The organism is Actinoplanes sp. NPDC004185, assembly GCF_053603475.1.
Genome location: NZ_JBSGFR010000013.1, coordinates 24,504 through 38,480, shown reverse-complemented (window position 1 = coordinate 38,480; position 13,977 = coordinate 24,504). Strand labels below are relative to the sequence as shown.

21 protein-coding genes are annotated in these 13,977 nt (G+C 65.7%); 3 read left to right on the top strand and 18 right to left on the bottom strand.

Features of this window, described 5'->3' with window-relative positions; all coding sequences use genetic code 11:
• Window positions 1–44 precede the first annotated feature (44 nt).
• From ACWEOZ_RS15530 to ACWEOZ_RS15455, 16 genes are all read right to left on the bottom strand, one after another.
• Window positions 45–1,427, bottom strand: a complete 1,383-nt coding sequence (locus ACWEOZ_RS15530) for a tyrosine-type recombinase/integrase (RefSeq protein WP_451911345.1) — start codon at window positions 1,425–1,427, stop codon at window positions 45–47.
• The gene (locus ACWEOZ_RS15525; protein WP_451911344.1) at window positions 1,424–1,612 is read right to left on the bottom strand and encodes a helix-turn-helix transcriptional regulator; all 189 of its coding nucleotides are present in this window, start codon (window positions 1,610–1,612) and stop codon (window positions 1,424–1,426) included. Before ACWEOZ_RS15525 ends, ACWEOZ_RS15530 begins: the two co-directional genes overlap by 4 nt.
• A gap of 26 nt (window positions 1,613–1,638) precedes the next feature.
• On the bottom strand, window positions 1,639–3,459 hold the full coding sequence (locus tag ACWEOZ_RS15520) for a replication initiator (RefSeq protein ID WP_451911343.1): 1,821 nt from the start codon (window positions 3,457–3,459) through the stop codon (window positions 1,639–1,641).
• Window positions 3,459–3,755, bottom strand: coding sequence for a hypothetical protein (locus ACWEOZ_RS15515; RefSeq protein ID WP_451911342.1), 297 nt, complete (start codon window positions 3,753–3,755; stop codon window positions 3,459–3,461). The genes ACWEOZ_RS15520 and ACWEOZ_RS15515 overlap by 1 nt, the downstream gene beginning before the upstream one ends.
• Entirely contained in the window at window positions 3,752–4,450 is a 699-nt protein-coding gene (locus ACWEOZ_RS15510; RefSeq protein WP_451911341.1) for a hypothetical protein, read from the bottom strand. The genes ACWEOZ_RS15515 and ACWEOZ_RS15510 overlap by 4 nt, the downstream gene beginning before the upstream one ends.
• Window positions 4,447–4,737, bottom strand: a complete 291-nt coding sequence (locus ACWEOZ_RS15505) for a hypothetical protein (RefSeq protein WP_451911340.1) — start codon at window positions 4,735–4,737, stop codon at window positions 4,447–4,449. Before ACWEOZ_RS15505 ends, ACWEOZ_RS15510 begins: the two co-directional genes overlap by 4 nt.
• A complete protein-coding gene (locus ACWEOZ_RS15500) occupies window positions 4,734–5,024 on the bottom strand; it encodes a hypothetical protein (protein WP_451911339.1) in 291 nt (96 codons plus the stop codon). Before ACWEOZ_RS15500 ends, ACWEOZ_RS15505 begins: the two co-directional genes overlap by 4 nt.
• Complete coding sequence (locus ACWEOZ_RS15495) at window positions 5,021–5,209, bottom strand: hypothetical protein (RefSeq protein ID WP_451911338.1); 189 nt, start codon at window positions 5,207–5,209, stop codon at window positions 5,021–5,023. The genes ACWEOZ_RS15500 and ACWEOZ_RS15495 overlap by 4 nt, the downstream gene beginning before the upstream one ends.
• Window positions 5,206–5,622 (bottom strand): RRQRL motif-containing zinc-binding protein, encoded by a 417-nt coding sequence (locus tag ACWEOZ_RS15490; RefSeq protein WP_451911337.1) that lies wholly within the window; start codon window positions 5,620–5,622, stop codon window positions 5,206–5,208. Before ACWEOZ_RS15490 ends, ACWEOZ_RS15495 begins: the two co-directional genes overlap by 4 nt.
• Window positions 5,619–5,939 carry a hypothetical protein gene (locus ACWEOZ_RS15485; protein WP_451911472.1) on the bottom strand — a complete coding sequence of 107 codons (321 nt, stop codon included), beginning with the start codon at window positions 5,937–5,939 and terminating at the stop codon, window positions 5,619–5,621. The genes ACWEOZ_RS15490 and ACWEOZ_RS15485 overlap by 4 nt, the downstream gene beginning before the upstream one ends.
• A gap of 2 nt (window positions 5,940–5,941) precedes the next feature.
• Window positions 5,942–6,382, bottom strand: coding sequence for a DUF6197 family protein (locus ACWEOZ_RS15480; protein ID WP_451911336.1), 441 nt, complete (start codon window positions 6,380–6,382; stop codon window positions 5,942–5,944).
• A gap of 95 nt (window positions 6,383–6,477) precedes the next feature.
• Window positions 6,478–7,356, bottom strand: coding sequence for an FtsK/SpoIIIE domain-containing protein (locus tag ACWEOZ_RS15475; RefSeq protein WP_451911335.1), 879 nt, complete (start codon window positions 7,354–7,356; stop codon window positions 6,478–6,480).
• Between the two features lie 68 nt (window positions 7,357–7,424).
• Window positions 7,425–7,799: a hypothetical protein gene (locus ACWEOZ_RS15470; RefSeq protein ID WP_451911334.1), complete on the bottom strand. Its 375-nt coding sequence runs from the start codon at window positions 7,797–7,799 to the stop codon at window positions 7,425–7,427.
• Window positions 7,800–7,808: 9 nt separating this feature from the next.
• Window positions 7,809–8,735, bottom strand: a complete 927-nt coding sequence (locus ACWEOZ_RS15465) for a hypothetical protein (RefSeq protein WP_451911333.1) — start codon at window positions 8,733–8,735, stop codon at window positions 7,809–7,811.
• Window positions 8,736–8,822: 87 nt separating this feature from the next.
• Window positions 8,823–9,248, bottom strand: coding sequence for a DUF3307 domain-containing protein (locus ACWEOZ_RS15460; protein ID WP_451911332.1), 426 nt, complete (start codon window positions 9,246–9,248; stop codon window positions 8,823–8,825).
• Between the two features lie 252 nt (window positions 9,249–9,500).
• On the bottom strand, window positions 9,501–9,818 hold the full coding sequence (locus ACWEOZ_RS15455; protein WP_433724610.1) for a hypothetical protein: 318 nt from the start codon (window positions 9,816–9,818) through the stop codon (window positions 9,501–9,503).
• Between the two features lie 158 nt (window positions 9,819–9,976).
• Here ACWEOZ_RS15455 and ACWEOZ_RS15450 point away from each other — a divergent pair, with 158 nt between their 5' ends.
• Both ACWEOZ_RS15450 and ACWEOZ_RS15445 read left to right on the top strand, forming a co-directional pair.
• Window positions 9,977–10,720: a helix-turn-helix domain-containing protein gene (locus tag ACWEOZ_RS15450; protein WP_451911331.1), complete on the top strand. Its 744-nt coding sequence runs from the start codon at window positions 9,977–9,979 to the stop codon at window positions 10,718–10,720.
• A gap of 12 nt (window positions 10,721–10,732) precedes the next feature.
• Entirely contained in the window at window positions 10,733–11,203 is a 471-nt protein-coding gene (locus ACWEOZ_RS15445) for an NUDIX hydrolase (RefSeq protein ID WP_451911330.1), read from the top strand.
• On the opposite strand, the gene ACWEOZ_RS15440 is transcribed toward ACWEOZ_RS15445, so the two are convergent.
• Window positions 11,191–11,748, bottom strand: coding sequence for an HD domain-containing protein (locus ACWEOZ_RS15440; protein ID WP_451911329.1), 558 nt, complete (start codon window positions 11,746–11,748; stop codon window positions 11,191–11,193). The two genes, ACWEOZ_RS15445 and ACWEOZ_RS15440, sit on opposite strands and share 13 nt — an antisense overlap.
• 701 nt (window positions 11,749–12,449) lie before the next feature.
• Between ACWEOZ_RS15440 and ACWEOZ_RS15435 the strand changes: the two genes are divergently transcribed.
• Window positions 12,450–13,037 carry a hypothetical protein gene (locus ACWEOZ_RS15435; RefSeq protein ID WP_451911328.1) on the top strand — a complete coding sequence of 196 codons (588 nt, stop codon included), beginning with the start codon at window positions 12,450–12,452 and terminating at the stop codon, window positions 13,035–13,037.
• A gap of 253 nt (window positions 13,038–13,290) precedes the next feature.
• Here the strand turns inward: ACWEOZ_RS15435 and ACWEOZ_RS15430 are convergent, their stop codons facing one another.
• Entirely contained in the window at window positions 13,291–13,944 is a 654-nt protein-coding gene (locus tag ACWEOZ_RS15430; protein WP_451911327.1) for a DUF6082 family protein, read from the bottom strand.
• Between the last annotated feature and the right edge of the window lie 33 nt (window positions 13,945–13,977).

Here is a 13,977-nt window from a genome sequence, read left to right as displayed (position 1 = left end):
GCCGCAGCGCAGCGGCTACGACCCTCATGACCTTACCGGCTGGCTTACTCGCCCAGGGCCTCATCGATCCTGGCGTTCATCCGGTCGCGGTCGCCGTCGAGGCACTTGGCGTAGACCTTGAGCAGGACGTCGACCGAGTGGCCGGCGCGGTCGGCGACATCGGTGGCGGGGACCCCGGCGTTGAGCCAGAGGGACACACCGGCGTGGCGCAGGTCGTAGGGCCGACCGGCAAGGGGAGAGGCAAGCCGATCGGGTGGCAGGGCGATGGCGCGTGCTGCCTCCCAGACGCGGGAGTAGGTCGATGCGCCCACGACGTTGCCGCGTGGGCTGCGAAACAGTCGGCCCCGGTCGTCAACGCCGAAGCGGTCGAGGTGCTCGCGCAGGATGGCGACCAGTTCCGGAGGGATCGGTACGTCGCGGGTGTCCTGCTGACCCCGGTGCTTGAGTCCCCGATCGTCGTGGACTTCTCCGCTATCGGTGTAGCGCTTTCCTGCCGAAGAGCGGGACCGCTCCACCGTGATGAGCCCCCAGCCTGATTCCGGGAGCTTGCAGTTGGCTTCGCGCAGATCTACTGCCTCGCCTGGTCGAAGGCTAGCGAAGTAGAGGCAGGCGAAGAAGGCCCGCAGTCGCTCACCGCGTCGGCTCTGTTTGCCTCGCGCACCGACGTAGGTGACGGCGACGAGTAATTCCCGGGCCTGGCGTGGATTGACCACGACGCGGCGGTCCACCTCGGCGGTGACCTTGTGCCGCACCGACCGTATGCGGAGCTTGTCGACCGGGTTGTAGTCGAGAAGTTCCAGCTCGACCGCGTATTGCAGGACGTTGTAGAACACCGCGCGTTTGCGTCTGCCCGTTGTGGCGGCGGCCGGGCGCCCGTCCAACTGCGTGGCGAGGGCATCGAGGGCGGGCCTGATGATGGCTGGATCGCTCAGCTCGGACAGCGGAAGGGATGCCGTCTCCAGCCAGCGCAGCGCGGCCGCGATGTCGTTCGGTCGTTCGGTCTGCTGGGAATTCGGAAGGAGTTCGTACCGGCGCAACGCTCGGCGCAGCAACACCGGATCTGGCCGCCCGGCGACGTCGCGGACCAGAACCGGGGTCACGGTGGCGAGCGACTCGGTCAGGCTGTCGCGGGACTTGGCCGCAGCGTGCGGCCACTTCATGTCCAGGTATCGGCGGACGAACGACAGCCAGCTGACACCCTCGGGGGTCGGCACGAGCGAGTCAGGCAGACCAGAGTCCGTGTCGAACGCCTCGCCGCGGTTGATGGCCTGCATCAGATCCGACCGGAAGTTGTCGGCCAGGGCACGCGTCGAGAACGTCCGTGAGCGGGGGTCGTTCTCGACGACCCATCGCACCGTGTACGACTTCCTCCGGCGGGCGAGGGTGTTGATCTGGATTGCCCGGACCCGGACGTTGCGGGATTTCACGCTGCCGCCTCCCGGTGGCGGTCAATCCATTCCTGAAGGTCTCGCCGGTAGATGCGGAGCTCCCCGTTGGGCAGCCGCACGCAGGCCGGGGCGATTCCCAGCTCGCGCCAGCGATAGAACGTCCGTCGCGAAACGTCGTGCAGGACGTCAAGCACCTCCCGCACCGTCAGCAGGTCGTTGTCCACCGTCAAATACCTTTCTCCGATCTGAGTCATGCGGCGACCGGCTGAGCGCCGGTGATGGAGCTTCCGAGTTCGTGGGAGATCTCTTCGTGTCCGGCTTGTTGTCGGGCGCGGGCCAGTGCGGCGGCGGTGTTGGCGAGCAGGGCGTCGCCGTGGGTGTGCCAGCCGACTCCGGCGAAGGTGAGGGTGCCGATGAGCAGCGTTGTCTCCGGCTCAAGATGCTCGGCCGACGTGGCCGCGTGAGGGTGAGCGTCTGCCAACGCCTGCGGCTCGTGACGGCGGTACGCGATACGCGCGGAGCGAAGTTCACCGAAGGTGGTGGAGTACCGGCGGGCCTTGGTGAGGAAGTGACCGCCGAAACCGAGCATGTGCGCCCACCGGCGCAGCCGGGCATACGGGTGGGCATTGCTCGTGTTGGCCGGTTCGGTGTCAAGGCTGGCTTGACGTTCCGCGACGCAGACGGGGCAAGCGGCGTAGCGGGTACGGGTGCCGCAGTCCTGACACGTCCAAGGCGTGTCGAACGGGGCGAGCCGGTCGCCTGGCTCAGGACGCTCCGGTTGAGGGCGGCCGGACAGCGGCGCCGGTGTATGAGTGGGTCGGCCCGTGTGCCAGCACGCGTCGATGAGGCGGGCGATGTGGTCTCCGGCCGGGTCCGCGAAGTCGTCGACGGTGTCGGCGGTGATGCGGCCGGAGGTGTGCCCGGTGGCCTCGGTGCTCTTCGTGGCGTACTTGGCAAGGTATCCGGCGACCATGGCGTCGGTGACCTCATCGTTGCCGGTCATGGTGATGGGCCGGATGTCGACCTGTTCGCCCCAGCCGATGTGCCAGCCCTCGGGCTGATCGGGGTGGGCAGGAGTGGTGAAGGCGATGTCCGTCGCGGCCTGGGCGAAGGCGGCAATGAGGTCGTCGATGCCGATCCCGGCCGGTGGCGCGATGATGTCGGCCGGGTCGTCGGGGTTGACGCCGTCGAGGCGGGCGATGGCGTGGAAGTGCACGGCACCGCGGCGTTGCATTTCGGCGACCTTGCCGGGCGAGAGGCGGATCGGGGCCTTGTAGGCGACCTTTCCGTTGGCTGACACGACGGGATGGAACGGGATGCCCCGGCGACGGCACAGCTTCTTCAAGGCGCGTTCGGCGGCCTGTTTGGTGCGGTGCCACAGTTCGGGGGCGAACAGGTTGAACACGGCCTGGTGAACGTGGTCGTAGCAGTCCAGGCACAGCGGTTGCCCAAGGAGCGAGTCGCCGGTTTCGTGGCGGGACCAGCAAACCGCCGGCTGTCCGTGCATGCAGATGCCGGTGTCACGGCGAGCGTGGCAGGGTTCGGCCCGGCAGTCGCAGCGACGCCGGTCGGCGCAGGTGTGCTTGCGGACAATGCGGTTGTGGACGGTGCCGAACGAGGGCGCGGTGAGAGTGACGAACACGGCCGGATGCGTCGCCACGGTGGCGGGCACGCCTTTGCCGCCGACGAGTCCAGAGCGCAGCAGCTGGTAGGCGTCGCGCTGGTAGGTCTGTGCACAGGACGGGCAGACGGTGGCGCGGCGGTTCCCGCAGGCTTTGTAGATGGCGGCGTCGGGCAACGCGTCGGTGTGCCGGTCGTTCAGAAGCCTCCCGGTCGTGGCCTCGACCGTGGACAGGGAGCCGGACAGGCGGATCGGGCGGGTGCACCCGGCAGCGGCTTTGACGTGTTCGAGCCAAGCGAAGTAGTCCGGTCGTGCGGCACGGGCGAGGGCTTGTCCAGCGGCGGTGTAGGACGGGTCGGGCTGCGTCCAGGCGGGGGTGATGGTTTCGGTGTTCGATCCCGCACCCCGGGCGGACTGCTCCCGGGATGCGAGGTCCAGCGTCGAACTCATCAGGCAGCAGTCCCGCCGGTGGTCGGGTGCTGCAGGCCGTGGTGGCCGGTGAAGGTCGCGGTGACCGTGCTCTCGATGACGGTGACCCGGCAGGCCGGGCACTGCCGTGCGGCGGGTCCGTGACGGCCACACGCGATGGTGGCGGTGGTGTCGCCGGACCGGATGGTGACCGGTTTGCGGCAGGGGCCTCCGTCGACGACGGCGACGATGCGGCGCCAGGTGTCGTACGGGTGGGGTTCCGGGTCGGCCGGGCAGGTGTGGGTGCGGTGGAGGACGTCGACGTGGACGAAGGTCATCGGGCACCGCCGAGGACGGGCGTGTTGCCGTTGATCGGGCTGTGATGGCTGGGCTTGACCGTGGCGAGCAGTTGTCCGGCGATGGCCGGGGTGACGCTCATCCGAGCGGCGAGCTCGTCGACGGTGATGGGCTGGCCGGTTGTCTGCTCGTGCTGAACGACGGAGAACCGGGCGACCGATACCAGGTGAGCGGGAGGTTCCGGCAAGGGTGCGGCGTCGATCACGACCGGCGCCGGAGCGGCCGGCGTTTCGTCGGTGACGGTGGCCGCTGTGTCCGTGGTGACGGCAGGCGGCGTTGGTGCGTGGGTAGGGGCCAGGACGAGTTTGACCAGGGCCATGAACGCCAGGGCCGGCACTGCGGAGAGCAGCCATCCGGACGGGCCAGGTTTGGCGACCGCGAGTTGGGCGGCCAGGGAGAGCCCGGCGGCGGCGATGAGTAGGGCGAGGGGGTAGCCGATCGGGCCGTTGCTGCGACGGCGTCGCCGGATGGTGAGCAGGGCGGCAACGGGCACGAGTTCGGAGATGACGGCGTTGGCCCAGCCGAACCAGCCGGGGGTGCCGGTCGGGGTGTTGTCCATCGTCCAGTCGTGGACGTGGGTGAACGATGCGGCACCGGCCGCGACGGCGATGAGCAGGAGAATGGCGACGAGGACCAGGCCCTCGACCTTCTCCGTCCGGGCTTTGACGGCGGTCATCGGATGCCTCCGTTGTTGGTCAGCGGGATGACGCTGGTGATGCCGAGGCAATTCGGGCACCAGACGGCGGCGAGGCCGAGCGAGAGCATCGCGTTGATGCGCTCGTCGAGGGGCATGAAGTCGGCCGGAAACAGGCCGTAGTCGCCGCAGACCTCGCACCAGTCATCGGTGGGACACATGCGGAAGACAGGTCCGAGGTCGGGGTGAACACCCATCGGGGTGAAGCCGTCGATGCACCAGGTGCAGGTGGCAGCGGTTTCCTGGTCGTGGCGCACAGGTGTGGTCATCGGATGCCTCCGTCGTTGGTGACGGGCAGGACGGCGGTGATGCCGTTGCAGTGCGAGCACCAGACGGCAGCGAGGCCGTCGTCGAGCATTTCGTTGATGCGGTCGTCGAGGGTTTCGAACTCGGCCGGGAAGACCGAGGTGTCGCCGCATTCGTCGCACCACTTCTGGGTGGGACACAGCCGCAGGACGGGACCGAGGTCGGGGTGGATTCCGGCGGGAGTCATGCCGTCGATACACCACAGGCAGTGGGGTGCGGTCTGGGTGTCGTGGCGGTCGTAGAGGCTCACGACGGCACCTCTTCGGTGTTGGGCGTGATGCGGGCGGGGTCGATCCAGCCGCAGACGTCGCAGTCGTAGTAGCCGCAGTACATGCAGCACTGCGAGCGGTCCTGGTTTTTCGGCATGTAGTCGGAGCAGTAGTAATCGCCGCACGGGCACGGCGTTTGGGCAGGCTCGTTCGGCTGGATAGTCATCGGGGTCCTCCGGGTTCGCAGTCGAGGCATGCGCCGGTCGAGCGGGGGATGTAGTAGGGCTGTGTGGTGCCGCAGTGCTGGCAGGTCCGGCGGGCGAGCAGCATCCGTTCGATGACGGCGAGTTGGGCCGGGGTGGCGTGCCGTTTGGGGGCGGCGAGGTCGCGGCGGTAGAGGTGCGCGACGCGGACCTGCTTGCGGTGCCGCCACAGGATTTGCGCTACGGGGTCGTTGCCGTTGGGGCGCAGTCCTTCGGCGCGGAGCTGGCGTCGGGTGGCCAGGCCGTCGGGTGCGTATCGGTAGGGGAAGGTGGGGAAGCCGTAGTGGCTTCCGGTGGGGTCGTAGAACTCGATACGGATGCCGGTGCGGGCTCCGAGTGCGTCGAGGAACGGATTGGTCAGTGCCGAGGTAGTCATCGGTCGTCGCCTCCCCACCGCTGTTGGGCGGCTTGGCGGCTGATGCCGAGCCGTGAGCCGATTTCAGCCCAGGAGTAGCCGTGGGCGCGTAGTCCGATGACGGCTTCGCCGATGGCGTCGTCAAGCAGAGCGGACAGCGAGACCATGTCTGTGAGGGCTTCGACGTCGCCGGTGGCGACACGTCGGGCGTAGGCGCGGATAATGCGGCGGGTGAACGCGGCGTATTCGTCGTTCTCGACGACGTCGCGGCGGCGGGGGCGCGGAGGCCGGCTGTTGCCGGACGGCTGGATAGTCAAGGTGTGGTTGACGTCGGTCAGGCTCACCGCGCACCACCGGTGGGGTGGGCGGTGTCCCAGTCGTCGGCGGCTTCGGTGAGCGCCTGGACGACCTCGTCGATGGTCCGGTCCTTCTCGTCGTTCCAGCCGCCGATGACGTCGATAGCGCTGGTCTGGAACGGGTCGTAGTCGGGTTCGATGGATGCGGCGAAGATCCGCAGGGCGGTCAGGACGCCCCAGGCGTCGGACTCGTCGGTGTCGTCGTCGGCGGTGAGCACGCAACGGCCGTAGGCGGCGACATTGAGGGCGCCGATGGCGCAGGCGGGCGGGAACGCCGCTGCGGTGAGGTAGTCGAAGAGTTCGCCCTGGGTCCAGCCGTAGTGCTGGAGGTAGAGGGCGGCACCGCGTAGCAGGTCGGCCGGGGTGATCCGCGGGTCGATGACGGTGGTGGTGGGCTGGTTGTGGGTAGCCTTCACGGCAGCCACGTCCTCTCGTTGAGGGGCTGTTGGTGGTGGCCGGCAGAACCCGCTGTGCTTGGCGGCTGGTGGGGTTCTGTCGGCTCTCTTATCGGTGGTGCTGGTCAGGCGGCCATCTGCCAGTCGGCGCTGTGACCGGTGGCCGGGACGGTGAGGCCGGAGGGTCGGCGCATCCAGTCGGCGTAGTCGGCGATGCTGTAGATGTCGTCGTCGGACAGGTACGCGGCTTTGATGCGCTTGGGTGTGCCGCCTTCGGCGAGCAGGTAGGCGGCGCCCCGGTTTTCGGGGTTGATGTCGGAGGCGGTGTAGCCGAGCTCGGCCCAGCCGGAGCCGAGGATGACGTCGGAGCTGCCGGTGGTGGTGCAGCGGAACGCGCACCGGTAGCCGAACAGGTCGCGCAGCGAGGCGGGGATGATGTCCCAGCTGGTCCGCTGTGATGCGGCGGTGACAGGCATGGCGCAGGCCCGGCCGAGGGAGACGAGACCGCGGAGCAGAGTGGAGAACTCCTTCTGCTGGGCTTCGGTACCGAGCACGGTGGAGAACATCGCGAGTTCGTCGATGATGGTGAGGATGGTCGACAGGCCGTCGTAGCGGCTGACCTTGCGGCGGCGGTGGGCCAGCAGCCACTGGTAGCGGTTGATGGCGACGGTCAGCAGACGTCGCAGCACGGAGATGGCCTCATCGAGGTCGGGGCCGATGAACGCATCGGAGATATCGCGCCAGGGACCGAGTTCGACGAGTTTGGCGTCGAAGCACACCAGGCGGGTGTTGTCGCTCAGGGCGCCGGTGGCGGCGGCGACGTTGACGAGGCCGGACTTGCCTCCGCCGGGTTCCCCGGCGACGAGCAGGTTGTGGTAGACGACGTCGAGGGCGACGTGTTCGCCGAATTCGTCGATCCCGATGAACATGGGGTCGAACATCGACATGCCAGGCCCGACAGGCACCCGGTCGGTGCCGAGCAGGTCGCGGGCGATGGTGGTCATGGTGGTCGCCTCCAAGGCGCGCTTGGGGTACAGGGCGTCCGTGAAAGGGCGCCCTGTACCGATCGGGGTTAAGCGGTTTGTGGTGCGGTGATGGGGTCCCAACCGGCATTGGCGCGGCGGACCTTGCGACGCTGGGCTTCCTGTACGAACAGGACCGCGTTGTAGACACACGTCGAGGCCACGGTCATGACCTGGTGGCGTTCCGCCTCAGTCAGCCCGGACTGGGTGCTGTGGTCAGGGTCGTAGCCGTCGGTGAGGTACAGAAGGATCAGCGTCTGCGAACTGATCATGAGGTCGGCGGCGACGTCGAGCAGGTGCGCGACGAGTTCGCGGTTGCCGCACAGGTAGGTCAGGACGTACAGGTCGCTGTGCAGGGCGACGTCCCGGGCCGTCAGGCAGTTCCGGTGCTCGACCAGGTCGAAGGCGGAAAGGTCGATGCTCATGACGGCTCCTCAGATCCAGTCGTTGATGTCGTCGCCGGAGTCGGCGTCTGCGGCAGAGGAAGCAGCAGGCTTCCTGCCGTTGGGTGACGGGGCCGTCTTCGCGGCGGTGGTCGCCTTGGACTCGGCGGGGACGTCGGGCAGGTCCAGGGCGGTCGGGACCGTCTGGGGCTGACGCGGCATCACCGTGATGTCGGGGTCGACCAGGCTGGGCAGGTGCGAGTTGACCTGACGGTTCAGGACCTCGCGGCGTTTGATGTCGAACCGCAGGTAGGCGGCGTTGCCCTCAGAAGCGCGCTCGATGAGCGCCGAGGAGGCGTGGCAGGTGACGGCGATCTTGTCGAGGCGGCCGACAAGGTCGGCCTGAGACAGGCCAGGGCGTAGGTAGACCCAGACGCGTTCCCCGACCGGGGTCGGGCGTGCCCACAGGATCAGCGGCAGGGAACCGGACTGGTTCGCCACGATGAACTGCGAGAAACAGACCCGCAGCCGGTGCCGCACGACGACGCACCAGACGACCGCGACGATGCGCCGGCGGATCTGGGGCAGGGCGGCGGGAACGCCGACGACCAGGGCCAGAACAGCGAGGGTGACCGGCGCCGGGGTGTGGTTGGCCAGCTGCATCCAGCCGTAGGTGAGCAGCACAGCGGTGGTGATCTCCAGTGCCCACCACCAGATGAGCCGGATGACCGGCCAGATCCGTACGAGCGTCCAGACGATGCCACCGGTGACCAGGCCGATGACCGCGCCGAGCATGAACGCCAGAATCGGGTGCATGTGGTCCGAGGCCACCGTCATCCCGATCAGCCAGACGACGATCGCGGTGATGATGAACGCCATCCGCGCGTCGCGTTCAGCCGAACGGTGGACCTTGGCCTCAATGACCGTCACCGTTCCGGAGCGTTTCCCGAAACCGCGTCGGGGAGTAGATTTGGACATGACACGTCCTCCCTTTCGGGGGTGGATGGGTTGGAAGACGTGGGGTCGGCAGGTGTAGGAGCCAGTACCGACCCCGCGTCGTTTTCCCTACAGACAGGCGATGAGCAGGGCTGCGATCCACAGGCAGCCGTAGTGCAGAGCCTGATCGGCGAGGTACATGCCGCACAGCGGCGTCTTGAGTTCCGCGAACGCGGCGGACCCGGTGTGTTCGAGGATCCAGCGGACCGGCCAGCGCCGATCCAGAATCGCGTGGGTGACCGCGGAGAACCCGAGACCCGCGGTGACGCCGGTGACCGGGACCGGAACGTCAAGAACCGCCGCAGTGACGAGGAGCATCACCAGGGCGGTCAGATGGTAGGTACCGACGTGGGCGAGCAGGTGACGCCAGCCGTCCCATCCGGGATCGGCCTTGCTGTTGGCGTCGGTGTCGGTCTGGATGATGTGATCCGCGAACTGATGCGCGGCAATCAGGGTCCCCATCGAAATGGCGAACACCACAGCTGAAGTGGACACGGTCAACCGTCCCTTTCATAGAAGGGTTGATGGGTTGGAAGGCGGCGAGGCCGGCAGGTGTAGGAGCCAGTACCGACCCCGCGCCACACTTCAGAACTTTGCGGCCACCTGTCGGTGGTCGCCGGGCCGGGAACATAGGAGCCAGAGCTGCTACCGGACCGTCAATCAGATCGAGTTGTCAGCGGCGATAGGCCGCTCGGTGGATGAATGCCACGGACACTGTGGCGAGGCAGTACGGATGTTGCGGAGTACCTACTTGGACGAGGTACCAGAGAGCGGCTTCAGCGACACCGCGCGGAACGCGACGCCGTTACGACCGTTGGTCGCCCACGGAATGGCCTCAAGCTGCTCGACAGCGACGAGCTGTCCCACCGTCACGTTCGGCTTCTCACCAGCCGTAGTGATGGCGATGACCTCACCGCCGGTCTCGTCGAGCACGATGACCTGGGTCGACCACATCAGTCGGCCCGTTCCCTTCTCGGAACGCTGGTTGCCGTTCTGGTCGTTCTTCGTCTCGGTGGGCTTCGACACCGTGACCTGCTTGCCGGTCGTGTCCACGTAGAGCTTCATCAGAGCTTCCTCCTGTCAAGAGCGCGTCCCCTGTGGACGACTGCTCGCTTGCGTGACATGAGCTTCTCTCGATGAGGGGAGACGACTTCACCATCGTGCTGGACTACTGGGGACGTCCTGAGTAGATTAAAGACGTCCCTAGAAGTCCGGAGGTCCCTGTGCCGAATGAGCGCCTGCGTGATGCCATCTTGCGTAACGGCCTGACGCCCGCGGCCGTCGCTGATCAGATCGGCGTCGATCCCAAGACTGTGGAGCGCTGGATAACGCAGGACAGGACGCCATATCCGAAGCATCGCCACTCCATCGCGGCTGCTGTGCGGCAAAGTGAGTCTTACCTGTGGCCGGACGCACTGTCACCGCAGAGGGCTACACGTGTTGCTGAGTCGGAGATTCTGCACATTTACCCTCGCCGCAGCACGGTCCCGCACGACCTGTGGGCGCAGCTGCTCGAACAGGCGAACAACCAGATCGGCATCCTCGCCTACGCGGGACTGTTCCTTCCTGAGCAGAACCCGAAGTTCGTGCCGACGCTCGTTGAGAAGGCCGATGCTGGGGCCATCGTCGAGATCGCTCTAGGCGACCCCGAGTGCGCGGCAGTCGCTCAGCGTGGTGAAGACGAGGGCATCGGCGACACGATGGCAGGCAAGATCCGCAACACGCTGGCGTTCTACCAGGATCTTCGAGGGAACGACAACGCGTCGGTCTACTTCCATCAGACGATCTTGTACAACTCGATCTATCGGTTCGACGACGAGATGCTGGTCAACACGCACCTCTACGGCATCCCAGCAGCGTATGCGCCGGTTCTCCACCTTCGTAGGCTCAGCGGTGGCGATCTGTTCGACGGCTACGCCAACAGCTTCCAGCGGGTGATCTCCAAGTCGAAGTACGTATGGCCGTGACAGGCTGAGGGCATGGCACGTATCGAGCACTTCAACGACCCAGCAGCGCCAAAGGCGAACAGCATCGTCGTCGCCGCAACCGTGTTCGTCCAGGACGCCAGCGGCCGGGTGCTCCTGATCAGGCGCACTGACAACGGGCTGTGGGCACTGCCCGGAGGAGCGCAAGACTTCGGCGAATACGTCGCTGAGACTGCCGTACGAGAGACGGTTGAAGAGGCCGGCGTAACGGTCAGCGTCGACGACGTGGTCGGGATCTACACGAATCCTCACCACGTGGTGGAGTACAGCGACGGCGAGGTGCGTCAACAGTTCTCGATCTGCTTCCGAGCTACGTACGTCAGCGGGGAGCCCAAGACCAGTGATGAGTCCTCGGAGGTGCGGTGGGTAGCAGCTGACGAGTTGGATGCGTTGCCCATCCACCCGTCGATGCGACTCCGGATCGATCACGGCTTCGAGCACCGTGCCAAGCCCTACATCGGCTGAGCGGCAATCCGTTCCTCTGCTCGCCGAACTGCTGCAACCAGTGTCGGCTCAGCTTGAGCCCAGAAGCGAGTCACCAAGTGATCAGGGCCGTACCGGTCACGGACCTCGCTGAGCCTGGCTTCTACGTCCAGGTCTTGGCCATCAGGTCCTGTGGTCATGTCGGCGTACCAGAGCGCATCGGTCACCTCTGACTGCTCATTCTTGAACTCGCGGGCCAGGTGCGCGGACAGGCCACGCTCAGACGCCTCGAAGAGCGCACACGAGTGATGCGCTACCAAGGCGGCAACCCGCGAAGGGATGCCATCCCGTAGCAACTGACGAGCGCCGTCTAGAGCGTGCAGCCCTGTATCGACCACCTGCGGTGCGTACCCGATGTCGTGCAGCCACGCGGCTGCCGTCAGGACCTCTGCGTCAGAGCTGGACATCAAACGGGAGAGGCCAGCTGCCTTTGCCGCAACCGCTTGCACATGTTGCCAGCGCTGCGGAAGCGCATCGGCAAGGTAGGACTCAGCGAGGGTCGCTGCCCTATCTACAAGTTCACTCACCGCTCAAGGCTTGCACGAACGGCTGGTCCAGCACTACCGCCATCGGGACGTCTTAGGACGTGTCCTGCGTCCCTCACCCTGGGGAAAATCTCGGTGACGCCGGTCGGCTGCCGGATGTGGTTCAAACTTTCTGTACGTCTTCAAGGCGGCCCGAAACGGGCCGCTCACGCCGCCGCCTGGGCGCGTGCCCTGGGCCGCCGCTGTCGCTTGGCCCGGACACGCAGGCAGCCCGTCGGCTGGCGTGCCAGGAGCGGAGTCGGGCCGCAGCGACGACAGAGATAGCGGTGTGGGACGAGTTGAATTTCGGCCGGCAGCCGACCGGCACGGCCAGGGCGACGCGGCCGAGCTGCCGCGCCGGGCCGTGGCGCGTGGGTCGGGTTGAGAGCGTGGTTGCGGTTACTGCGCCTCCGGCGGGGGCGCTCCGGCTCCGGGATGGCCGCGCACCCTGTCACCCTCGCCCCGGGCAAGCCGAGCAGACCCCCGCCGGCGCCCACCGGCCTGGGTGCCTAGTGTCAAGGCCGTCTTGACGCGGCGGGCGCCGGCGGAGCCCCGCTCCCACGACGGGCGGGTCGAGGGCGACGGGATGGCTGAGCAAGCCTCCGATCGTGGCAGAACCGATGCTGGCCGCGCGGATCAAAGGATACATTGGAGCGTCGCAACGACCGATGTGATGGGCAGGCCGAAGCTCGACGGAGGGCAGCGTGGCCGGGTTTCTTGACAATGCTGACAAGATCGCTTCCGTTGTCAGCGGCGGGATAGCTGTTCTGGCTTTCGCTGCTTCTATCGTTCAGGCGAGACGAGCAAATGCGGCTTCAGGCCAACATTCCAGCGAGCACCCTTCTGTGCGAGATGAAGCTCTTTCGGCCGGAATGCGACTATTGCTAGGCGCGGCCGTTCTGTGTGCCTTGCCGTTAGGTCTCGCGCGTCTGGTTGCGTGGATTATTGAAGAGTCAACTCGCGCCCACGTACCTGGGTGGGTGACGGCCTTCCTAGCTTATGTGCTTGCTCTATTAATCCTGGGACTGTTTCTAGGATTGACAGACACGGGTGACGCCATATTCAGGCGAGTGGACGACAGTGTCGATTGGCTGTGGCCGCTCATCCTAGCTGCCTTCGCATCCACCTTGATTGTAATCCCGGTGGGGATTCCGGCCATTGTGGGCTGGGTCATCCATGAGGCAGGTGGGCCGATTGTTGCCGGTGGTTGGCTCGTCGCAGGAAGCATTCCGGTTTTCATCGTGACAACCTATTGTTTCATTGGTTTCTGCGTCACCCATTCCGAAGCTTAATAGAGATTTGATCGAAGATGAATGCAACACCCGCTCCCGCAGTTCACAGTGATGGGTTGGGATGCAGCAGAGAGTCCGCTCCGCGAACTGGGTGACTAACTGAGCGACAACCGTCAGTGATCATCGTCGACACTCACGGACGCCTGCGGACTGAAATGTGCACGTCGGTGGCAGGATGACCGCGCTCATTCAAGATCATAAATTGCCCGGGGGCCAAGGTGTATCGCCAAGTGAGTCTTTACGTGCGCGTGGCTCAGCGTCTTGCAAACCAACCAACCAATGCGCCAGCGACACCGGCCGTAATAGCTACAATCGCCAGGCCGCGACTTCTGCCCTCCCTTCCTTTCTCTCCTTCGTCGAGACGAGTTACTGCCATATCTATCGGGCTTTCGAGTCGGGGGTATCCATTCAGCTTTGCATCCTCATGAGCGGCTTTGAGAATCTTACCGAAGCGGCGATCTATTTCATGTCCAGCATTGGCCCAGTCGGGCGCAGCGACCTCCCACCATCTGTGCACCTGAGGGCTTTGAAACATGTATCGAAGAACCTCTGAGCGAAGCGATTGCTCCGATACGAAGCCGGTGTCAAGTGAGGATACAAGGTGACCCATATAGCTGGTAATAAAAAGATGTTGTCGAACGTCGATCCCGGTGCGATTGAGTGAATCATATCCGACCGCTGGCGCGAAGACTTCCGGCTCCTCGATTATCTGTTTGATGAGATCACGGTGCGCTGCACGGAGCGATTGCATGCGTGCGAGGCGCAACTGGCGAGCCTGGTAAACGATACTGCCGGCAACTCCAACAACCGCCAGGGCGCTGAATACTGCTGAGGCCGCTCCGTAAGCCTGGCCAATGTTAGCCAGCTTGACCCAGTCGGTCTGCCACCAGCTACCGGCGACTGCCAAGACTAGTGGGGATAATAACGCGCAACCAATGGT